General features: G+C 35.2%; 21 protein-coding genes and 1 riboswitch. Of the genes, 17 read left to right on the forward strand and 4 right to left on the reverse strand.

The window, feature by feature from the left end:
- The first annotated feature begins 569 nt into the window (after positions 1-569).
- The 5 genes from ACQKNX_RS00480 to ACQKNX_RS00500 all read left to right on the forward strand — a co-directional run bounded on the left by ACQKNX_RS00480 (position 570) and on the right by ACQKNX_RS00500 (position 3242).
- Complete coding sequence (locus tag ACQKNX_RS00480; protein WP_427427077.1) at positions 570-938, forward strand: hypothetical protein; 369 nt, start codon at positions 570-572, stop codon at positions 936-938.
- Between the two features lie 53 nt (positions 939-991).
- Entirely contained in the window at positions 992-1873 is an 882-nt protein-coding gene (locus ACQKNX_RS00485; protein WP_427427078.1) for a hypothetical protein, read from the forward strand.
- A gap of 308 nt (positions 1874-2181) precedes the next feature.
- A complete protein-coding gene (locus tag ACQKNX_RS00490) occupies positions 2182-2394 on the forward strand; it encodes a helix-turn-helix domain-containing protein (RefSeq protein ID WP_427427079.1) in 213 nt (70 codons plus the stop codon).
- On the forward strand, positions 2391-2549 hold the full coding sequence (locus ACQKNX_RS00495; RefSeq protein ID WP_427427080.1) for a hypothetical protein: 159 nt from the start codon (positions 2391-2393) through the stop codon (positions 2547-2549). The genes ACQKNX_RS00490 and ACQKNX_RS00495 overlap by 4 nt, the downstream gene beginning before the upstream one ends.
- 345 nt (positions 2550-2894) lie before the next feature.
- Positions 2895-3242 (forward strand): BslA/BslB family hydrophobin, encoded by a 348-nt coding sequence (locus tag ACQKNX_RS00500; protein ID WP_427427081.1) that lies wholly within the window; start codon positions 2895-2897, stop codon positions 3240-3242.
- 189 nt (positions 3243-3431) lie between these two features.
- Here ACQKNX_RS00500 and ACQKNX_RS00505 read toward each other — a convergent pair whose 3' ends face one another.
- Positions 3432-3602, reverse strand: a complete 171-nt coding sequence (locus ACQKNX_RS00505) for a hypothetical protein (RefSeq protein ID WP_427427082.1) — start codon at positions 3600-3602, stop codon at positions 3432-3434.
- Positions 3603-4055: 453 nt separating this feature from the next.
- Between ACQKNX_RS00505 and ACQKNX_RS00510 the strand changes: the two genes are divergently transcribed.
- The 3 genes from ACQKNX_RS00510 (at position 4056) to ACQKNX_RS00520 (ending at position 5467) form a co-directional block, all read left to right on the forward strand.
- Positions 4056-4517 (forward strand): NUDIX hydrolase, encoded by a 462-nt coding sequence (locus ACQKNX_RS00510; protein WP_427427083.1) that lies wholly within the window; start codon positions 4056-4058, stop codon positions 4515-4517.
- Between the two features lie 163 nt (positions 4518-4680).
- Positions 4681-5070 (forward strand): tautomerase family protein, encoded by a 390-nt coding sequence (locus tag ACQKNX_RS00515; protein WP_427427084.1) that lies wholly within the window; start codon positions 4681-4683, stop codon positions 5068-5070.
- A 40-nt stretch (positions 5071-5110) separates the two neighbouring features.
- Positions 5111-5467, forward strand: a complete 357-nt coding sequence (locus tag ACQKNX_RS00520; protein WP_427427085.1) for a hypothetical protein — start codon at positions 5111-5113, stop codon at positions 5465-5467.
- Positions 5468-5576: 109 nt separating this feature from the next.
- Here ACQKNX_RS00520 and ACQKNX_RS00525 read toward each other — a convergent pair whose 3' ends face one another.
- Complete coding sequence (locus tag ACQKNX_RS00525) at positions 5577-6641, reverse strand: branched-chain amino acid aminotransferase (protein ID WP_427427086.1); 1065 nt, start codon at positions 6639-6641, stop codon at positions 5577-5579.
- 405 nt (positions 6642-7046) lie between these two features.
- Between ACQKNX_RS00525 and ACQKNX_RS00530 the strand changes: the two genes are divergently transcribed.
- Entirely contained in the window at positions 7047-7910 is an 864-nt protein-coding gene (locus ACQKNX_RS00530) for an AraC family transcriptional regulator (protein WP_427428241.1), read from the forward strand.
- A 146-nt stretch (positions 7911-8056) separates the two neighbouring features.
- On the opposite strand, the gene ACQKNX_RS00535 is transcribed toward ACQKNX_RS00530, so the two are convergent.
- On the reverse strand, positions 8057-8329 hold the full coding sequence (locus ACQKNX_RS00535) for a phospholipase A2 family protein (protein ID WP_427427087.1): 273 nt from the start codon (positions 8327-8329) through the stop codon (positions 8057-8059).
- Between the two features lie 348 nt (positions 8330-8677).
- Here ACQKNX_RS00535 and ACQKNX_RS00540 point away from each other — a divergent pair, with 348 nt between their 5' ends.
- The 7 genes from ACQKNX_RS00540 to ACQKNX_RS00570 all read left to right on the forward strand — a co-directional run bounded on the left by ACQKNX_RS00540 (position 8678) and on the right by ACQKNX_RS00570 (position 21804).
- Positions 8678-9721 carry a DUF418 domain-containing protein gene (locus ACQKNX_RS00540; RefSeq protein ID WP_427427088.1) on the forward strand — a complete coding sequence of 348 codons (1044 nt, stop codon included), beginning with the start codon at positions 8678-8680 and terminating at the stop codon, positions 9719-9721.
- 190 nt (positions 9722-9911) lie between these two features.
- A riboswitch (cobalamin riboswitch) is annotated at positions 9912-10108 on the forward strand.
- 167 nt (positions 10109-10275) lie between these two features.
- Positions 10276-16158, forward strand: coding sequence for an S-layer homology domain-containing protein (locus tag ACQKNX_RS00545; RefSeq protein ID WP_427427089.1), 5883 nt, complete (start codon positions 10276-10278; stop codon positions 16156-16158).
- 68 nt (positions 16159-16226) lie between these two features.
- Positions 16227-17765 (forward strand): S-layer homology domain-containing protein, encoded by a 1539-nt coding sequence (locus tag ACQKNX_RS00550; RefSeq protein WP_427427090.1) that lies wholly within the window; start codon positions 16227-16229, stop codon positions 17763-17765.
- Position 17766: 1 nt separating this feature from the next.
- Positions 17767-18624: a DUF4430 domain-containing protein gene (locus ACQKNX_RS00555; protein ID WP_427427091.1), complete on the forward strand. Its 858-nt coding sequence runs from the start codon at positions 17767-17769 to the stop codon at positions 18622-18624.
- Positions 18624-19505: an energy-coupling factor transporter transmembrane component T gene (locus ACQKNX_RS00560; RefSeq protein ID WP_427427092.1), complete on the forward strand. Its 882-nt coding sequence runs from the start codon at positions 18624-18626 to the stop codon at positions 19503-19505. The genes ACQKNX_RS00555 and ACQKNX_RS00560 overlap by 1 nt, the downstream gene beginning before the upstream one ends.
- Positions 19478-21130, forward strand: coding sequence for an ABC transporter ATP-binding protein (locus ACQKNX_RS00565; RefSeq protein WP_427427093.1), 1653 nt, complete (start codon positions 19478-19480; stop codon positions 21128-21130). Before ACQKNX_RS00560 ends, ACQKNX_RS00565 begins: the two co-directional genes overlap by 28 nt.
- The gene (locus ACQKNX_RS00570) at positions 21109-21804 is read left to right on the forward strand and encodes an ECF transporter S component (RefSeq protein WP_427427094.1); all 696 of its coding nucleotides are present in this window, start codon (positions 21109-21111) and stop codon (positions 21802-21804) included. The genes ACQKNX_RS00565 and ACQKNX_RS00570 overlap by 22 nt, the downstream gene beginning before the upstream one ends.
- A gap of 152 nt (positions 21805-21956) precedes the next feature.
- Here ACQKNX_RS00570 and ACQKNX_RS00575 read toward each other — a convergent pair whose 3' ends face one another.
- Entirely contained in the window at positions 21957-22430 is a 474-nt protein-coding gene (locus ACQKNX_RS00575; RefSeq protein ID WP_401018942.1) for a YbaK/EbsC family protein, read from the reverse strand.
- A 154-nt stretch (positions 22431-22584) separates the two neighbouring features.
- Here ACQKNX_RS00575 and ACQKNX_RS00580 point away from each other — a divergent pair, with 154 nt between their 5' ends.
- Positions 22585-22950, forward strand: coding sequence for a cupin domain-containing protein (locus tag ACQKNX_RS00580; protein ID WP_427427095.1), 366 nt, complete (start codon positions 22585-22587; stop codon positions 22948-22950).
- The last annotated feature ends 10 nt before the right edge of the window (positions 22951-22960 follow it).

Genomic DNA, 22960 nt, shown 5'->3' on the forward strand with positions numbered 1-22960 from the left:
CAAAAATTACAGAGTTAATCTTACAGTTACATATAGAATGAACTCTGTTTTGTTTTGATATATGAAGTTTAATATTTAACTAAAGCACCCCATAAGTTTGAATTAACAAACTTAAATTGAACTGCACCCCGAATAATGGACACTTTTAAAAGTGAACTTATTCGGGGTTTTTTTAATCCTCATTATCAAGCTAAACAGTTTTCTAAAGCAGCAAATAACCAAGTTAAACTAAAAATAATATAGGTGGTACTTGAAACATTCCATTTAATAAGTTCATATTGCTTTTTAGAAATTTGTATAATTGATGATGAATACACAGCAAACAGCATAATCATATTATAAGTTTTAGAAGTGAAAAAATTTTAAAAATTAACATTAATATTAACATTTGTCAGTATTGACATTACTTAAATTAATTTATAATTAACTACGGGGAAATAAATCTTATAGATCTATCGCTGACGGATCGCCGTGTGCGATGAAAGTTGCCTGCACGGTGAAGGCTCGTTATAAAACCGAGATATAGAGAGGGATAAAACGAGAATAGCGTATTTTTACCTGTAACAAATGTGAGTGGAAGTTCACTAGATTTATCACCGGGTGGCGTCAGAAATACAATTACTTGGACAGATAATCAATCATCTGTAGGAACGGTTACTTATACGATAAAACGTAACACAAGCAATAGTTTAGTAGGGGCAATGGTTTTACAATCAAACATTGCGAGTGGTACACAACGCTGGAATGATGATACAGCAACACCATTTACGACATATTATTATTTCATTGAAGCAACTAATGGTATAGAAACGGCTGTAACTGCAGGTTATGAATTAAGAACTACTGAGAATAAGTATGCTTTAACTAAAAATTACAAAAATATTCACTTTGCCAACCTTGTATTTAATCCCGTAACAGAGTCATTTGACGAAGCGTAGTATTTCCAAGTAGCCTAATAACTTAGGCTACTTATTTTTAAGAGGTGAAATTAATGGAAATTTTAAATCTTACTTCAAGTAATTATAGTATGTTTTTAACTTTTTTGAATCCTAATCATTTTAAAAGGTTGCAATTAATGGACGCAAGTTTATGGGGAATAGGTTTAGTTGACCATACAAGTCCAATAGGTATCCTTATTGCAGACATCAATTTTGAAAATAAGTCAGCAACGATTACACATTTAGTTGTAAATGATGAGGAGAATGCCCATCATTTTGTTATGCAACTATATAATGAAGCGGAAAATTATTTTGAAAAGATCGGCTTTTTGATAACAGAAATAACGCTTACTATGAACAGTAAATCTGATGACTTCATAAATATATTAACCAATCAAGGATGGAGTGGGAATGTACAAGGTATAGAAAAATATGTGCTGGATTTTAATCGAATACAACAAAATGAGTGGTTATGGAATTTAAAAATACCTACTAGTTTAACAGTAGTACCTTGGAGTCAGCATGTGGGTGAGATATTTAGAGAAGCAATTTCTAATAAGAATAAGTTTGATGATCATGTCTATCCTTTTGTTCAGAATTTAGGCGATGTCGATGAAGAATTTAGCTTTGCTTTATTTCTTGAGGGAGATTTAGTGGGGTGGTGTATTGCTGAGAGAGTTGCACAGAACATGATACTTTTACCCCATTCTTATGTGAAGCGTTTGCCCGCTACCAGATTGGGAGGAGGGGGGATGTTAGTGTATGCGCCCGTTGTCAAAAGGGCGATAGAAGAAAATATGTTCGTGACATTTTTTACTGATGTAGATAATACATCTATGCAAAATATTATTAATAGACGTTTTAAAGAATGCGTAATACAAAAGAAAATATTAGTTCGTTTAGTAAAAAAAGAGCATGTTACTATTATTCATTAGTCTCCTATTAAAATTATACTACTTCCGATAGAATGCTTTTGCTGATGGTTTAATTTTACAATACAACTGGGAACGCGATGAATATATGACAATGTATTAGAAAAGAAGTGTTGGGGCTGTGGGTATCGGCGATTGTTTAGGGTTAACTGGCGATTCCTCATACTGGAAATTAGAGCCTAAAGGATAATATCAATTAATTCTAAAGATAAAATTCACACATTCAATTTCAATTTAATGAAAAAAACCAGCTCTATTTGATCTGCCCCGTAAAAGTTAGACATCAATCTAACTTTTACGGGGATTTTTTTATGGCAAAAGTAAGTGTTGAACAACGTATTCAATCAGTTCAACGATATTTAAATGGATATGAAACCATGCTTGAAATTGCGAAAGATATCGGTGTGACAGCAGAGGTTGTCAGTGAATGGGTTCGCCGTTATCAAAAAAATGGCGTAGAGACTTTCTTAAAGTCCTATACAAAATATTCAGCTGACTATAAAATGAATGTCTTAATTATATGAACGAGACAGGTACATCTTCGAGAGACACAGCTGCACTATTCAATATTTCATCTCCTGGCATGATTCGGAATTGGAAGTTGAAGTTTGAAGTTGGTGGTGGTTATGATGCTCTTGTTTCTAAGAAAAAGGGGCATCCATCTATGAAAAAGAGATAAAAAGAACAACGAAGTCAACACCAGCTGAAGGATCTGTTAAAGCGTTAGAAGCACGAATCTTTTGTCTTTCGAAGTACTACATCCAAATAATAATCCTAAAACGAAAGAAAAAGCTTAGCGTTAGATTATAGCTTATAAATCCTGGTTAGTTTTTTGAGAGTTGCATCTGATAACTTAAATAATGGGGAAATAAGTTTTTAAGCTATTGTTGACGGATCGCCGTATGCGATGAAAGTCGCTCGTACGGTGAAGGCTCGTTATAAAACCAAAAAGATGGGATAAGACGAGAGTAGCGCACTAATACCAAATGCTACATTTACAATTGGTGGTATGGGGAGTACTAGTTTGACAGTAACAAAAGATGTAGCGAATACTCTTAGATTAGATTATTATTCTTATACTACATTTAGTAACGGAACACTTGTTATTACATTACCATCTGAAATAGTAGCTACTACTAATGATTACGTTCACTTAGGTGTATCATGGAGAAACATTACATCATCAGAAATTAGTGCTGATGGTCATACACTTACATTTACTGGAGTTAATACTAGTGGTGATATCGCCTTTGAATTTAAAAACAAAGTTATATCAGCGGGATCTTACACAATAAATGCACAAGGTGACGCTGATGGTGTTGGAAGCAAATATAAAAGTGATAATCGTACTGTAACGATTATTGCTGAATAGTTTTCTTTTGGTGTAACTACGATTCTGCGGATGGTGCAAAAGAGAAAAAGTGTTAGATTGACATTAATCAATCTAACACTTTTTTGCTGTTTATGTTAATGTCCGCTACAGAGTGGTGGGGGGTCTGAGAGCCAGTAGTCTCTAGGGTCATGCTCTCTTCCAGGAACCTCTAATGAACTGTAGGCAATGTTACTCTTTTGCTTTCTCATCTTTTTTATCTATCTCTTCCTTATGTTCTTCTTTATGTGTAGAAGTTTCTTCAGATTTTTTTGTCTCTGTTTTATCTTTCGCTGTACCACAGCCAAATAATAACCCAGTTGTTAGGATGGCAGTAAAAGTACCGATGATTAATTTTTTCATCTATTCACCTCATAGTGGAATTATATAGGTTTATTCTTGCCCTAATTTTTGAATTCATACATTGTTCATTCATGAATATTTATGCAATTTATTCGAGCGCCGATTTATAACTTTTTGCATTAAAAAATTAATAAATTTAAAACTAGCTCATATTTGGGCTGGTTTTTTGTGTAAACGTGATAATGAAATTTATAGCCCTGTCGTTAGGATTGATCATTATTTTTTTTATTCATTCACCTCATTTTAAAATTTTATACTTTTAATCTTGCCCTGATTATTGACTTCATACATCGTACATTTAGTAAAAGTTTGCCTAAATTCAAAGCCTCTCTAAAAATGTGAAGAACAGGTGTTAATATAAATTGGATAAATATGCTAAAATTATATTGTGTAAAATGTTTTTGAGTGCAAGATTTATAGGTCATATACTTTAATTAATAAAAGGAGAAAAAAATGAATTACATACAAACAATGCGGCAGCTCATTGGCAATGAAATGCTAATGACTGTAGGCTGTGGCGTTATACTTGAACAAGACAACCAAATTTTACTACAACATCGAACGGATCGAGATGTTTGGGGTATCCCAGGTGGCATTATGGAGCCTGGAGAATCGTTTCTTGAAGCGGCCGTAAGAGAAACTTTTGAGGAAACAGGTTTAACAGTTGAACAATTGGCGTTGTTTGGTATTTATTCTGGTGAAGAAGGATTTGCAACATATCCGAATAGCGATAAAGTTTTCAGTGTCCAAATTATTTTTTACTCAAGCTGTTTTACGGGACAATTAATTCAACGCTCTGATGAAAGTCACGAACATCGATTCTTTGCCCGTAACAACCTCCCTGAGCTAAACGTGCATCAAGAAAGATTTATTTATGATTGGGTAAACAGGGTGAGCTTGCCGGTTATTAAATAATATTGCGAGATTGGGTAGCGAAGGATGTAGCTCTTTTTTACCTATTCGTGCCAGTTACATTGTAGAGAGGCGAATTAATTATTGAATGCAAGAACGAATAAAGGAATTTCATGTTTTTTTATAGAATAGAAATGGGTGGTTAGAAGAGAAAGGTGAGATGAGCATGAGTCAAATTAAAATATATGGTATTAAGGATAGGTTAGATCCTATTAAGGCAGCATTATCGACTATTATTCATTCTTGTATGATGGAGGCACTGGCATTGCCAACCGATAAGAAATTTCATCGTTTTTTCCCGATGGACAAAGAGGATTTTTACTTTCCTAGTGAAAGAACTGAAGCATATACCATTATTGAAATTAGTATGTTCGAAGGTCGAACGATGGAAACGAAAAAACAATTACTCGCATTGCTATTTAAAAAAATTAACAGTCAATTGAGTATAGCTCCTCAAGATATAGAAATTACTATTTTTGAAACACCTAAGCATAACTGGGGGATACGAGGACTACCTGGGGATGAGTTAGCACTGAATTATAAAGTTAATGTTTGATTTTTCTTAGTCGATTAAAAAACTAGAAGAGGTGAACAGTGTGACAAAAAAAGGCTACTTCATAGACAAGGAAAAAAATCAGATTTATAACAATGAAGTAGTAGTGGCAAGTAAAATCTACTATAATAATATTACGTTACAGGAACTTGGACAAATGATTTTTAATGGCGAAGTAGAAGAAATATTTATCTGTAACTATCAAACGGAACGAAAAAGTACATTAGAGCGTTTATTAATAAATGATGTTAAGTCAGAATGGAATACTAAGTATAAAAATAACATTTGCCTTGATGATGAGGCATATTTAAATGATTTCCCAAATGGATATTGCTTTTTTGTTGAGCTTTGGGAAAGCGAAAAAGATACGACTATTTTGGTGTTATTCCAATATCATTAAAGGTCAAAAATGTGGAGACGACTATATTAGTGGCTTATGTTGCGCTACAAAAACGACAGTAAAAAAGTGTTAGATTGATTGCGATCAATCTAACACTTTTTGTATATTTTTATAATTTAATCGTCCAACCAAATGTATCTTCAAGCGTGCCATTTTGGATGCCTGTTAATGTGTCGTAAAGCAATTGTGAAACTTCACCAATCTCACCGTTATTAATCACTATTTTTTCATCTTGCCATTTTAATTCTCCGACAGGTGAAATAACCGCAGCTGTTCCTGTACCAAATGCTTCTTCCAAAGTGCCATTATGATAAGCCTCTACCACTTCATCGATTGAAATACGACGTTCCTCAACTGGAATGTTTTTCGCCTTTAATACTTGAAGCATTGAATTACGTGTAATCCCAGGTAAGATGCTACCATTTAATGCTGGTGTGATGACTGTTCCGTTTATTTTGAAGAATATATTCATGCTACCTACCTCTTCGATGTAACGGTGTTCTTTACCGTCTAGCCATAAAGTTTGAGAATAGCCTTCCTTATTCGCAATTTCTTGTCCTTTTAAGGCGCTCGCATAGTTACCAGCAGTTTTTGCTTCGCCGGTGCCGCCAACTACAGCTCTTACAAAATGTTGTTCCACCATGATTTTTACTGGATTAATGCCCTCTTTGTAGTACGAGCCAGATGGAGACATAATGATGATAAATTTATAGTTTTTAGAAGGGTGTACACCTAAGTGTGGCTCAGTAGCAATAATAAATGGACGGATATAAAGAGATGTTCCAGGTGCCTTTGGAACCCATTCGCGATCCAATGTTACTAACTGCTTTAACGCCTCTAACGCCAATTCTTCATCAATTGCTGGAATGACAATACGCTCATTCGAATGATTTAAGCGGTTAAAATTACGGTCAGGACGGAATAAAAGGACCCTATTATCCACTGTTGCATAAGCTTTTAATCCTTCAAATACAGCTTGCCCATAATGGAAAACCGCTGCCGAAGGATCTATAGAAAGCGGCTGATACGGGATAATACGTGGATCATGCCAACCCATGCCTTCTGTGTAATCGACTATAAACATATGATCTGTAAAAAATTGACCAAAACCTAATTGGTCTACTGCAGGTTTTTCTTTTGGGTTTGTTGTTATTTCTTTTGCTATCTCTAACATGTCATATCCTCCGCGTATTGTGTCATTAGATGAAATATCTATAATACTTAATAATACTGTTTATTTTAAATTAATTAAATACTAAGAATCTACTAATAATTAATAAAATTGCTCATTTATATACTTTCAGCAACAAATAACGCTCAGTGCAAAGATTTAATTGGTAGCGTAAGCTACAGGTTGACGCTTTCCACTCACTTAATCTTCTTAAAATTTTTATGTTATGGGCTCGTAAAAATGATTATTATTGAAGCAGTAGCACTCTTAAGTAAAGGTTTGGAAAATGGACGATATGTAGTAGACTATGCATACAACTGAGTGGACCAGTCCAAAGATAGCATAAAAAGACAGGAAGAAAAAACTAGAATACGTTAATCTTTAAGCAAGGAGTGAGGGCATTTGAGTTTGAGTTGGATTGAGTCGATTCAAAAAGCTATAAATTATATAGAAGAGCATTTGCAAGATACGATTACAATGGAGCAAATCGCAAACGAAGTGAATGCATCTGTTTTTCATTTTCAACGAACATTTTCTATTTTAACAGATATGTCAATCGCAGATTATATAAGACGAAGAAGATTGACTTTAGCAGCACAGGAATTGATCAATACAGATATAAAAGTAATCGATCTCGCCTTCAAATATGGCTACGACTCTCCCGAAGCTTTTACAAAAGCATTCCGAAAGCAACATAACGTAACGCCGAGTGAAGCACGAAAACAGCAAGGACCATTACAATCATATAACCGCCTTGTAATCCAGGTGAGTCTGAAGGGAGCAGAACCAATGAAGTATAACATTGTAGAAAAGGAAAAGTTCCAAGTTGTAGGAGTGAAAAGAACGTATAATTGCCAAAAAGGCGAGAATTTGCAAGGTATCCCTCTATTTTGGGATGAAGTAAACCGTCAAGGAATGGACGAGCAATTATTTGCATTAAATGATGGACAAATTAAAGGGGTATTGGGTGTTTGTGTACCAGACGAAAACTATAAAGAAAATAATTTAATGGATTATTGGATTGGAACAGAACACGTAGGGGATGTACCGGAAAATTTATTAGCGATGGAAGTGCCAGCATCAAAATGGGTTGTGTTTGAAGTACACGGCCCAATGCCGGATGCGATGCAAAATGCATGGAAGCAAATTTTCTCCGAATGGTTCCCTTCGAATCCATATGAGCCTGCTGGAACACCTGAATTAGAGGTTTACACAGATGAAGATCCTACAAGCGAAAATCTCTATTCGGAAATTTGGATCCCAATTAAGTAAAAGTACCCATAAAAGTGTCAGGCACTCAAACAATTTTCAAACAATTTTGTGGAAAGCGCCGCCGTAGCGGAAATCAACGGCAATAGACATTTATATTTCTTTGAAGCCAAGAATGAAACTTGTTGTTCATTCTTGGCTTTTGACGTTTAAAAAAATTTTTTACGCAAATCGAAAACTTTGTAGAACAGTCTAGCATCCCTGCCCATTTTGCTATTGGTATTCATATGTGCTAATAAACATTGCTGGAATAATTCATCGCAATTTTTTGTTCTACCGTATTTTGAATAACATTCATCATGCTTCTTACAACAAGAATCAACAGCATTTGTTGGTGAACCAGGTCCTGAACATCCAGGTCCGCAATATTTATAGCCAGGATAACAAAATCTTAATCTTCTATTCCTATTCACCTTGGTCACCTCTTTTCAAAATAGTCTACATACTATAAAATATGTTGGCTTAACTTTTAAAAAGGGATGAAAAACTAAGTAAACATGAAAAAGAATAAGATGAAATTTCACATTCCATTAGCCGCTAATGCATTAGATTACGCATGATAATAATATGAATAAAAGAATGGTCTTGGAAATTAATCCAGACCTTTTTATTGTTTGCGTAAGAAACTGCAATTTTAAATAAATCGTTAAGATAAATGAAAATCCTTCAGTTAAGGTTTTTGTAAGCTAATCATCAAACTACTGTAAGGTTGAGTAGATATAATAGCCAAGGAGCATGAATTGCAGTATTGAAGATAAGGAGTTGAAAGCATGAATCCATCAGTTACACAAAAAGAAAGAATTATATCCTTAGATATTATTCGTGGATTAGCGTTATTTGGCATTCTATTTATTAATGTAGGTGCTTATCAAATAGTAGTTGAAGGCGGACCGGTGCCAGCCTATAGTAAATTCAATAGTATTATTGATACACTAATTGATATATTCATTGAGAAAAAATTCTTTTCCATTTTTTCATTTCTTTTCGGTGTCGGTTTTTATATTTTTGCTTCACGCGCTGAAGCAAGAGGTGATAAGCCTCGATGGCGTTTTGCAAGACGTTTACTAGCATTATTTGTTATTGGGATTGTCCATATAATTTTTTTCTGGGGTTCTATCCTTTCAGTATATGCAGTAATTGGTTTGTTTTTACTACCATTTTATCGAGCGCAGATTGATACAATTCGCAACTGGCTTATTGGCATAATTACTGTTCACATTGTAAGCATACTTGGACAAATGTTTTTGCCAAACCTAGCTATCCTTTCAACAGTTTTTAATGTACTAGGGAATGATACAATAACTATTTTTATTATGTTTTTAACAGGTTTTCTAGTAGCAAAAGCTGACTGGATAAGAAATGTGAGACAACTTACCAAGCAAATAAAGTTGGTATTATATGTAACAGCTCCAATATTTGTAGCTATATCTAGTTGGATTTGGTTTGCATCTCAAAATGATGATCAAAAGCTTCAATTAGTACTAGGTTTAGGTGTAATCCCGACTACATATTTGTATTTAGCGAGTTTATTCCTGATTCTAGAACACAAAAATGTTGTAAAAATTCTACAGCCAATTGGACGTGTCGGACAGATGGCGTTTACAAATTATTTAGCTCAAAGTTTTATAGGGTTAGCTATTATATCTCTCATGGGACTCGAAGTACTTTCGACTTCCTATATTGTCATCATTGCCATTATGATTTTTGTGATTCAAATCATCTTTAGTATCATTTATTTTAAATTTTTCAAAATCGGGCCATTGGAAAAAGTGTGGAGATGGATGACATACGGAAGAAAAGTAACGACAAAATAATGATTTCAACGTCAGAGTATCATTGCTCTGGCGTTTTTTATTGAGAATACTGTTGTGCTACTAATTTAATTGAATAAAGGATAATAGCAAAAAAAGATTCAACTCCATTATTATTAGATAATCAGTCATGCTTGTTTTTTTAAACTATTTTGAAAAGATGGAAACTATGCTAAACTTAGCATTAAGTGAATAGCAAATGCAGAATAAAGGTGCTCTTTTAAGAGCTTAATAGGGAATTCGGTGCAAATCCGAAGCTGTTTCCGCAACTGTATGTGTAGATGACCCCAGAAAATACCACTGTCAAACGAGGAAAAATGCCTCAAGTAGATGGGAAGGTTCTGATTAGGGTACACAAGCCAGGAGACCTGCCTTTATTTCATCGTATTAAATCTCTTCGGAAGCTAGGAGAACTTACGGCAAATAGACGAATTGGCAAATAGTATTTGAAGCCGTTTTCTGTTTTCCTTAGATGCTCTCTTTTATTAGAGAAGCATCTTTTTTATTTTCTAGTTATTGCAAGCGCATTCATCTATAAAAAAATTGGGGGGAAAGAAATGGACTTTTATAAAAAATGGTTGAATATAGCGATTGTCTTTATCTTATCATTTTCGTTATTATCACCAGTCGCATTCGCTGAGACACAACAAAATGATACTAGTGAGTTAGAAACAAATTCTACTATTCAAACTAATGAAGAATCAATAGAGAAAGAAATGACCGAGCAAACGGAAAGCGAGCTATCACCTATTACCAGTAATGATAGTGCGACGATATTTAATAATACTGAACCTAAAGGTTATGTGACGGTTTCCGTAGAGAAGTTTACACTGGGGCAAGGCTACATAAAGGAACCTGTTCGTGTTCCTTTTTATGAAGGGGATAATATAGCTAAGGTTATAGTTAACCTGTTAGGAGAAGGTAACTATGACATTACAGGATCTGTAGAAGAAAGCTTCTACTTAGCAGGTGTCTTTGATCCTGATCCTGGAGAAGTGAGCGTCCCAAAATACATTCTTGATGAATCTGGTCCCGTTAATGGAAGAATGGAATCCGACTGGTTAAAACAGATGGACTATACATCTATGTCTGGCTGGATGGTAGCTGTAAATAATAACTTTATTCCTCGAGGTGCTTCTGAATGGTTCCCAGAAGATGGTGATATCATTAGATGGCAGTTTACAGTATGGGGGTATGGAACAGATTTAGGTGGCGGCTTTGAGGGAAGTAGTTTAATTACGCCAGCGAATAAAGATGAGTTAACAGCGAAAATTGCTGAAATTAATAGCTCACCAACTAAAAACGAAATTTTAGCAAATGAACAAGTAAAGTCTTCTTATGACGCCGCATATGTGCAGCTTAAAAATATGGAGAGTAGTCAAACAAATGTGGATGCAGCACTTCTCCATTTAAATGCTGCTTTAAATGGAGAAGGGGAAGAAATCGTTAAAGCTGATAAAACAGCTTTGCAAACAGCGGTTCAACAAGCTGAACAAACAAAAGCTTCTGTGAAAGTAAGCTTAGATGGAAAAGATGTAGCTCCTACTGATTACTGGGTTACTCAAGCTGAATTAGATGCATACACAAATGAAATTATAGACGCACAGGAACTAATCGCAGATGAAAATGCCAGTCAAGAAGAAATAGATGCAAAAGTTTTAGCACTAAATCAAGCCACAAATGCATTTAGTAAAAAAACTGGTTTACAAACAGATATTACTAGCACAGTGAAATTTACTGTCGCACCTAAAGCTGTCATTTTAAAGCTTTATGATACGAATGATCAAGAAATAAACTTAGGCTCTGGTGTTGAAGGAACATACAATGTTTATACAGCAACTATACCAGTAGGAAGTTATCGCTACGAAGGATTTGATAGCAATCATAACAGTGTTGGCGGTGGTCAGCTAACAGTAAAAGCAGAATCAACTCAAGAATTTCAATTCCGCCAGCTTAATTTTAAAGCTAGTAATACAAGTTGGAATGTTGATAGTGATTACACTGTAAAAGTTGGGCAAGAAATACCGAACGATACGTCAATAAAACTAGGTAAAGTAACTACACAAGGACAGATTCCAGTATTAGCCCTTGTAGGGGGAAAAATCTACTATACGTTTGAGCCAGATGCAAAGCACACACAATATGTTCCATTTAGTAATAGCACTACAGTAACACTTTCGGCATCAGTACAAACAATTAGTGCAGCTATTCCGTTTTCTGGGAACATAACTTTTACAGTTCCTCAAGATGCTGAATTATTTGTAGGAAAAAAAATCAAACACTTTATTGCATTTGAAGAAGTCCAGCCTGAAGGGGTAGCTACAAATAACCCGGATGGTACAAAAACATTTTCTTTCAAGTTAATAAACAATGGTGATTATAACTACCGAGTTAGCCAAGCAGGAAAACTTACAAATGTAGGTACATTTAAAGCAAATGCTCAAAATGCATCATTGGCAATTACAAAACAACAGCTCTCAATTCAATTGCCAACAGCAATATTAAATAAAGGAACATACCTTGAAGGTAATATTTATTTAAATATCAATGAACAAAATCATTTGAAGTTAAACCAAGGAGATAGCTTCAATTTACTAACTTTACGTAGCTGGCAAGCATTAATAGAAGGAATTAACAACTATTTCTTTGAGCCTGATTTCCATTATGAAATCATAACAGGCGATGATGTAATTCAAATTGATCCTGGTAAGCCAGGAAGTTATTCGACAGTCAAAGCATTGAAAAATGGGACAGCTGTTGTAAAAGTGACGTATGACGCATTGAAGGTTAATGGATCCGGGTACATTAGTGATGCGAATGATGCATTCAGTGCTATTTGGCCAGAAAATGTCGGTCTCTTTGTTGTGACTGTTGGTCAAGGTGATACAGGTATTTCTACAGGAATAGAAAGTAACAAAGAACGTAATCAAAAAGTTAATGAAGGTAAAAAAGGTGGCGACCTTCTAAACCTACAAAATGGTGTTTTTGATGCTGATATTGATAGTGTTTACTATGTTCAAGGCGAACAAGGAGCATATTATACGTTTACACCGACTTCTGGTAGCTCAGTAAGCGTTTTGCGTCCGGAAATTAATCATAGTCTAGGGACAGCATCCTATGGAAATGGTGAATTTTCAACAGAGAGTGTTCAATCTAGTGGAAATGGCTCTTTCACAGTTTTATTAACTGAAGGACGTAATATAGTTAAGGTTGAAAAAGATGGAAAAGCTGAGTATCACGTGATGACAGCACGTCCACTTGATGTAACAATTGAAAACTTAACAGCAGCAAATAAAAAAATAGTACCTGGAGATAAAATAAAAGTTACTTTAAAAGGCTTGTCTTTCCCAGCAAATAAACTTTCTGGTATATATAACTTCCAAGGTCAGCTGAGATTTTTCGCTGGTCCTGAAAATACTCTTGTTTCAGGCGATGCAAGACAATACAATATGGCAACGCAGGCAAACAGTGTTACATTTACAATTCCACAAGAACACAAGGGTGAATACAAGTTACGTGATGGACATATTCGTCTGAGTTTTTATGGAAGTCCAATAGGTGAACACCACAATATTAACCCTATAACTGGAGCGAGTCCTAACCTTAATGCATCAGCTCGAGAAGGTTACTACAGCATCTTCCCAGAGATTTCGATTATTTCAGATGAAAAAGTAGTCATTGATAAATCAGTATTACAAAGTGCAATTGAGAAAGCAGAACAAAACAAGGGTTCTGTAAAAATAAGTACTGATGGAAAAAATATAGACCCTGCTGATTTTTGGGTTACTCAAGCTGTACAAGATGCCTATACAAATATAATCCTATCTGCCCAACAATTAATAGCAGATAATACAGCGGAACAAGATAGCATTGATGCGAAAGTTTTAGCACTAAATCAGGCCACAGCGATATTTAATGAAGCGAAAAAAGTTGGAACAAAATCTAATGCAGATACATCAACTTCGAAGGCTTATAAATCTGTTGGTCAATACATGGTAGATAAACTACCTAACCCTAAATTTGATAATGAGTGGTGGATAATTTCATTAGCACGCGGAGGCTATGAAGTACCTAAAGAATATTACGAAACGTATTATAAAAATGTTGTTGACCACGTTGTTGCAAAAAATGGTGTACTAGATAAACGGAAATATACAGAATACTCACGTTTAATCATTGCTCTTACTGCTATTGGTAAAGATCCAACAAATGTCGGTGGTTATAACTTAGTTGAAAAACTATCTGATTTTGACCAAGTAATTTGGCAAGGTGTAAATGGTGCATATTTTGGATTAATTGCTCTTAACACATGGAACTTTGAGCTACCAAAAACAGCTACAACAACACCTGAAAAGCTTGTAGAGCACATTTTAAACAAGCAATTAGCTGATGGTGGTTGGGCTTTATCAGGAACAAAGTCTGATCCAGATATGACAGCTATGGCTATACAAGCACTAGCTCCATACTATAACAACAATTCAAAAGTTAAGATAGCTGTTAATAATGCATTAGGTACGTTGGCTGCTATGCAATTAGAGAATGGTGGCTATAAATCATGGGGATTAGAAAATGTTGAAAGCGCTGCTCAGGTTGTTACTGCACTTGCAAGCATAGGCATTGATGCAAATAAAGATCCTCGCTTTAATAAAGTAATTGCTAATATTATGACTTATTACAGCCCACAAGATGGTGGCTTTAAACACGATTTAAACGAAAAGCAAGCAAATGGAATGGCTACCGAGCAGGTTGGCTATACATTAGCGGCCTATCATCGTCTGCTAAACGGTCAAACAGCACTTTATGATACGTCCGATACGAAGTCTAATAATCCATCTAACCCAGGAGAAGGAGGGAACCCGTCTAACCCAGGAGAAGGAGGAAACCCTTCAAATCCGGGAGAAGGTGGAAATCCATCTAACCCAGGGGGAAGTATCCCAAGTGGTTATGCAACATTTTTAATTAGAATTTCTTCTTCAGAGATTCCATTAAGAACAACTACTGTTCAACTAAATACCGGAGATACAGTATTCGATGCATTAAAACGTGTGACAACTGAAAATGGTATCGATTTAAGCTATCGAGAAACACAATATGGCACATATATCGATGGTATTGCGGGTCTTTATGAATTCGACCGCGGTCCTTTAAGTGGTTGGATGTATCGTGTAAATGGTCAATTCCCTTCTTATTCTGCAGGACTCTATAAATTATCACCTGGGGATTCTGTGGAATGGCTATACACACTTGATTTAGGTAAAGATATCGGTGGCTATGTTGATGGTATCGAAAGTGGAGGTAAAGGTGAAGGTGAAGAAAATAAAGAATGTAAAGAGAAAGAAACAGATAAATGTAAAGAAGAAGTAAAATGTAAAGCCGATGATAAACAATGTACTGAAGAAACAGAAAAAGACAATAAAGACGATGATACAGTGTCTGAAGAAACAAATAAAGATAGTTCATTAGCTGAGATTACTATTGAAGATGGTAGTAACAAAGCAATTATTAAATCTGAAAATATTCAAGATTATATTAAAAAGAACATTCAAAAGATAGTTATTCAAAGCAAACAGAATTTCAAGATAGAAGTCCCTACTTCAATCTTTAATAGCATTAAACTTGCTGAAAACGAAGAGTTAACAGTCGAAGTAACAAAGGATATTAAAAATAAAAAATTCTCTGTTACATTCGGTATTGAGTCTACTAACGGTAAAACAAAGCCTATTACTTTAGGAAAAGAATATTTGAAAGTTACACTATTGGATAGCGAAATCAACTCTAATACTGTCGTTTTACAGCTTGTTGATGGGGAATATAAACCTGTTCCACATAAAATAGTGAATGGTGAAATTATTTTGTTCACAAAAATAAGCGGTACATTCGTTATAACTGAAAATACAGTAACCTTTAAGGATATTGCACAGTTAGCAAATAAAGAAGAAATTGAATTTTTAGCGAGTCGTCACGTAATCCAAGGAACTACACCAGAGACGTTTGAGCCAAATAAACCAATTACGCGTGCCCAATTTGCAGTATTAATTAGCCGCGCTCTTGGTTTACAAACTATAGGTGAAAATCCATTTAACGATACAAAAGGCAAATGGTATGAGGTAGATATTCAAGCTCTATACGAGGCAGGTATTACAAAAGGATCAACTGCTTCAACATTTAAACCTGATGCGCCAATAACACGTCAGCAAGCAGCGGCATTTATGGCACGCATTCTAGAATATTTAAATACTGATGTGAAAACCGCAGGAGAGATTAATTTCAATGATGCTAGTCATATTAGCGCTGAATACTTACCTTATATTAAGCTATTAAATAGCCTTGATATAATGACAGGTAAGCTGGATGGTTCATTTGACCCTAGCTCTCCAATTACACGTGGACAAACAGCGAAAATTTTAAAACGTACATTAAATATTTCAGGCATTATGTAAATTTCTTCACTAACCCAAATGCATTTTGTATTTGGGTTAGTACCCTTTTATCGATGGAGGTTACGCTAATGAAAAGAATATCTAAGTTTATAATGGTACTTGTTATGTTGCTTACTATGGCAGCACCAGTCTCCGCACAGCAAGTATCAACAATAGATAGTTATCAAATAACTGGTCAGTTTTTAGTTACCAAAGCACCTAACCCTTCTTTTGGTGATGAGTGGTTTGTTATTGCACTTGCAAGGGGAGAATACAATGTTCCAAAAGGCTATTTTGAAAAATATTATGAAAACGTCGAGAAGCATGTAAAATCTGTAAAAGGAGAATTACACAACCGTAAATATACGGAATACTCACGTTTAATTATTGCACTCACTGCCATTGGAAAAGATCCTACTAATGTAGGTGGTTACAATTTAGTGGAAAAATTAAGCGACTTTGATAAAGTTGTATGGCAAGGTCCGAATGGGGCTTTTTTTGCATTAATCGCTTTAGATACATGGAGCTTCGAGCTTTCCAAAACAGCAACAACTACACGAGAAAAACTTATCCAGCATATTTTATCAAAGCAATTGCCTGACGGCGGTTGGGATTTATCTGGTGTGAAAGCAGATCCAGATATGACAGCTATGGCTATTCAAGCGCTCTCCACTTATAAAGATAGATCAGATGTTAAGGTCTCTATTAATAAAGCACTTGATGCTTTAAAAAACTTGCAAGGAGCTAATGGTAGTTACCAAAGCTGGGGAACTACAAATTTAGAAAGTGTTGCCCAGGTAATTACAGCACTTGCTAGCTTAAATATTGATGCGAACAAAGACCAACGCTTTAATAAGCTATTTACAAGCTTTTTTACTTTTTACAATGCCCAAGATGGTGGATTTAAACATGTTTTAACTGAATCAGTAGCCAATGGTATGGCAACAGAGCAGGCCTCTTATACATTGGCAGCATATAACCGTCTGCTTTTAAGCAAAACAAAGCTATATGATACATCTGATAAAAAGCCAAATAATACGGCAACACCAGGCAAGCCAAGCCAACCTACAGCTCCTCCGACTAAGGTAAGTTTTAAGGATATTCAATCGCATTGGGCGAAGTCAGATATTGAAGCTGCAGTAGACAAAGGCTTATTAAAAGGTTATGAAGACAATACATTCAGACCAGATAACAATTTAACTCGTGTACAGGCAGTATCAATTTTAGTGCGCGCTCTTCATCTGACAAGTTCCGGAAATGCACCATTCACTGACATAAACTCATATAATGCTGAAACAAAACAAGAAATTGCTGCTGCTTACGAGGCAAATTTATTAATGGTTAAATCAAATAAATTTCTACCTGCCTCACCAATTACTCGGGAGGAATTAGCAGTAATTCTAGCAAATGCTTATACACATAAAACAGGAAGTCCGTATGTATCCAATGTAATGGCACCTTTAAATGATATTGCGAAGTTATCAAAGGAATCGCAACAAGCAATTACATTCTTATATGATTTTGGAATTGCACAAGGCTCCAATGGTGTGTATAATCCAAAAAACTTTATAACACGCGCCCATGCGTCTAAAATGTATGTCAATTTCTTAAAGGTTGTAGAGGAGTAATATGAAAATAAAATTACCCTTATTACTATTATTATTACTCACTATCTTTTTAACAGCATGTAATATTCAAACAGTAGAGAAATTTGAGCAAATGCAAGAGCAGGAACGGAGTGTTGAGCCCAAATCTACTAATGAACAACATGAAGCAACAGAAGAAATGCCTTCAGTTGACGAAGAGAAGCAAGCTGAAATGAAGTCTGGAATCGATGAGAACTCCAAAGATGAGAAGAAGCAGGACAAACCTAAGCAAGATGTTCAGCAAGAAAACCAAGAAGTAGTGGAACAACCAAAAAAGGAAGCTGAGAAAAAGCAAGAAGTCACAAAAGCTCCAAATACAAAAACTGAACAAACAGCTACTAATAAAACTGGCGATAAAGAAAAAACGAATACAGTTACGCCACCAAATGAAGTTCAGCAACAGCCAGCTACCCAAAAAAACACTGTAACCATTGCGATTCGCGTTGATACGTTACTAAAGCATTGGGATAAGTTAGATTCTAACCTCCAAAGTGAGAAATATGTACCTAAGAATGGTATTATTTTGAAGCCAACAACATACGAACTGCTTTCAGAGAAGGATACTGTTTGGGATGTTTTACAGCGTGCAACGAAGGAGTATAAAATTCAGATGGAATACCAAGGAGCAAACGAAAATATTTACAATAGTGTCTATGTAGAGGGAATTAATCATTTATATGAATTTAGTGCGGGGGAATTAAGTGGTTGGATGTATAAAGTAAACGGTGTTTATCCCAATTATGGTTGCAGTCAGTACGTATTAAAGGATGGCGATGTAATTGAATGGCACTACACGGTTGATTTAGGGCGCGATTTAGGAAATCGGTGGGATGGTAACTAATGAAGGCATTTGAGACATATCATCCTATTGTTCTTTTCTCTTTTTTTGCCGCTACTATTGGCTTATCTATGTTTTTTATGCATCCAGTCTATTTAGCTATTACAATTTTCTTTGCAATAAGCTTAAATTTAGCTTTACGCAGGCAGCTTTTTTTTAAGGACTGGAAACTATATGTACCTTTGTTTTTCATAATGGCGATTATTAACCCTTTGATAAGCCATAATGGTCAACTTGTATTACTTTATATAAATGGCAATCCACTTACGTTAGAGGCCATTACATATGGTATTGCAATTTCTACAATGATTGTCTCTATTATGCTATGGTTTAGCTGCTATAATGTCCTAATAACGTCAGATAAGTTTATTTATTTATTTGGAAAAATATCTCCAGTAATCTCACTAACATTGTCGATTTCATTACGATTAGTGCCACGTTTTAAGCGGCAATTAAAGCAAATTGTACTAGCGCAAAAAGTAATCGGAATGGATTATACTTCAGGCTCTCTATGGCATCGCGTCAAATGTATAATTCGTATCTTATCTATTTTAATTACTTGGGCGTTAGAAAATGCCATTGATACTGCTGATTCAATGAAAGCCCGTGGCTATGGTGTTACTAAGCGGACTGCTTTTTCTATTTTTATTTTCGAACGTAGAGATGGCTATGTTTTGGCAATAATTATATTGCTCTTTAGTTGTAATATAGTCGCGAGTTTCATTGGTACAACAACATTTTATTTTTATCCAACTTTCGGGATAGTTAGATGGGATACTACAAGTATCTTGTTTTATATGAGCTATTGCATTCTGCTCGCTATTCCATTAGCAATCGAAATAAGGGGGGCATTAAAGTGGCGATCGTTAAAATCGACAATGTAAGTTTTACTTACCCTAATGAAGCAAATCCTATATTAAAAAATATTAACTTAAATATTCAGCAAGGTGAATTTATCGTGCTAATAGGACAATCAGGCTGTGGAAAAAGTACTTTGCTTCGCCATTTTAAACGGGAATTGCGACCGCATGGTTCAATGACAGGTAATATTTTTTATAAAGATTGTGACTTAGAACAGTTAACTGCTGAAGTGGCTGCAGCGGATATAGGCTATGTATTTCAAAATCCTGATAACCAGATTGTTACTGATAAAGTATGGCATGAGCTTGCATTTGGACTTGAAAGCCTCGGTGTCGATACATCAACAATTCGCAGGAAAGTAGCTGAAATGGCAAACTTCTTTGGTATTCAGAAATGGTTTCATCATAAAACGACCGAGCTTTCTGGTGGCCAAAAGCAACTTTTAAATTTAGCATCCATTATGGTTATGCAGCCGAAGCTACTGCTGTTAGATGAACCAACATCGCAATTAGATCCAATAGCTGCATTGGAGTTTATCCAGACACTGCATCGTTTAAATAGAGAACTAGGTATTACAATAATATTAATTGAGCATCGTCTTGAAGAAGTATTACCCCTTGCTGATCGAGTATTTATTATGGATGAAGGTAGCATATTATTTGATGGTCCACCTAAGGAAATTTTAAATTCTCTACCAGAGAAACACGCCATGATAACGGCATTACCGGCGGCTACTAAAATTTTTCACTTGTTGAATGGTACAGGGCATATCCCACTTACTATTCGCGAAGGCCAACGTTGGCTTCAGAGCCAGCAATACACTTTTTCTCAGTCGCTTACTATTCCGACAAAATCTCAAAATAAAACAGATATTGTTTTAGAAGCAAACGATGTTGCATTTCGTTATGAAAAGAATGATATTGATATTGTTCATCATTTTAATTTACAAGTCAGAGAAGGAGAATTTTTAACTATAATAGGTGGGAATGGAACAGGAAAATCTACGGTTCTTTCTATTTTATCTGGACTACAAAAGCCTTATCATGGCAAAGTAATGTTACTAAATAAAGCTTTAAAAAAATATAGTAATAAACAATTGTATCACCAATACTTGACTTTACTACCCCAAGATCCAAAAACACTATTTGTACAAAAAACTGTACATCAAGAGTTAGATGATATGGTGCGATTACATAAGGTTACAGATGAAAAAGTTCAGGAAACTATCCAATTGTTTCGATTAACTCATTTATTAAATCGACATCCGTATGATTTAAGTGGGGGTGAACAGCAAAAACTAGCTCTCGCAAAGCTTTTATTAATAGAACCTAAAATTCTGTTGCTAGATGAGCCGACCAAGGGGCTGGATGCACATGCAAAAGAAGAACTCGCAGATTTATTAAAAGGTTTACAAGCTAAAGGTATGACAATTATTATGGTGACACATGATATTGAATTTTCTGCACAACACAGCAATAGATGCGCTCTATTTTTTGATGGTAGTATTGTATCTGATGGTGAGCCGCGAGAGTTTTACAGTGGAAATAATTTTTATACGACTGCTGCTCATCGAATATCAAGAGATTTATTGAGCAATGCCATTACATGTGAGGATGTCGTAACTTTATGCCAAAAAACATACGTATAATTATTTCACTCATTGTTATTTTTATTTTAATTCCACTAACTTTATTTGCGGGTATTACGGTAATGGCTGACCGAAAATATTATTTTATTTCGTTGGTTATTATGGTTTTGGCGTGTATTCCTTTTTTTCTATCTTTTGAACGTAGAAAGCCTCAGCCACGCGAAATTTTAATCATTGCAGTAATGTCTGCTATATCTGTGGCAGGGCGTGCCTTATTTGTTGTTACCCCTGGCTTTAAACCTGTTGCAGCTATTACAGCTATTACTGGTTTTTCACTAGGAGCAGAAGCAGGTTTTTTAACAGGGGCTATTTCTGCATTAGTATCGAATATGTTTTTTGGACAAGGTCCTTGGACACCGTTCCAAATGTTTATGTGGGGAATAATTGGGTTTATTGCGGGCTTGTTAGGTAAAACAGGCGTAATGCATAAAAAAATTCCCCTTATTATATTTGGTATTTCTGCCGGTATATTTTTTTCGTTTGGAATGGATATTTGGGGAACTGTATCAATATATGGAGTTTTCAGCTGGAAAGCCTACTCACTGGCATTGACTTCTGCGGTTCCTTTTACAATAATTTACGCTATTTCTAATGTGATTTTTCTACTATTGTTAGCTAAACCGATTTCCGAAAAGCTCGAGCGGATAAAAAATAAATATGGGATATTACAATAGACTTTTATATTGAAAAAAATAGCCAGGGATACGACGGTATTAAAATTCAATATTTGATGGAATCTTTTCTTTTTTGCTAGCTGTCAGTAAGCTATAAATTAAAAAAATCCACTTAGTTTCTTTTCATGCAGGAGACTTTGTGGATTTTTCGTTTAATCGTTCCAACCTTTACAGACATCAATCCATTGCTGATAAGGTGTATACGCTTCTAGTTCCTGAATGGTAAGTTCAATTGCAGAATTGCTGCTGCCGCAGGCTGGGAATACAGTTGCAAAACGTTTGAGTGATTCATCTAAATAAACAGCAACCCCTTCATTAATACCGAACGGGCAAACCCCTCCGATATCATGCCCAATTCGTTCGTTGACTTCTTCCTTTGCAAGCATTTTCGCTTTCGTTTCAAACATAGCTTTATATTTCGCATTGTCAATTTTAGCATCACCCGCAGCTACAATCAAAATGGCCCCATCATTCACTAGAAACGATAGTGTTTTAGCAATTCGTTCTGGTTCACAGCCAAGTGCCTGTGCTGCCATTTCAACAGTTGCGGAGCTTTCATTCAGTTCCTGTATTTTATGCTGTAAATTCCATTGTGCGAAATGCTCGCGTACTTTTTCAATTGCCATATGTAAAAACCTCCTTGCAGTTTATATTTATTTTAACATAATTTTCAGAATTTAAGGACGTTAATTGCTAATGTGATAAAAGATAGAAAATTCTAAATTAAAATTGGAGAATATCTGCTAAAATATAATATAAGGAAAAAAAGGAGGTAATTACATGGACTATCAACCTATTAATTTAAGTGGAAAATTATCAAAGTTTACTGAGCAATGGTCCCCTAAAGTTATTGCTGAAATGAATGACTACCAGTTTAAATTAGTTAAGATTCAAGGTGATTTTGTATGGCATCAACATAGTGAGACAGATGAGGTATTTATCGTACTGGATGGGGAGATGGTAATCGCATTTCGTGATGGAGAGGTCAAACTATCTAAAGGAGAAATGTATGTAATTCCAAAGGGCGTAGAGCATAAGCCTTATGCTGAACAGGAATGCCAAATAATGCTAGTGGAACCTAGAGGCGTTGTCAATACAGGTGAAACAAATAGCGAAATGACCGCAGAAAACGATGTGTGGATTTAAAGTGATCGAA

It is taken from the genome of Lysinibacillus sp. NPDC093712, from assembly GCF_050280025.1.
Lineage (GTDB): Bacteria > Bacillota > Bacilli > Bacillales_A > Planococcaceae > Lysinibacillus.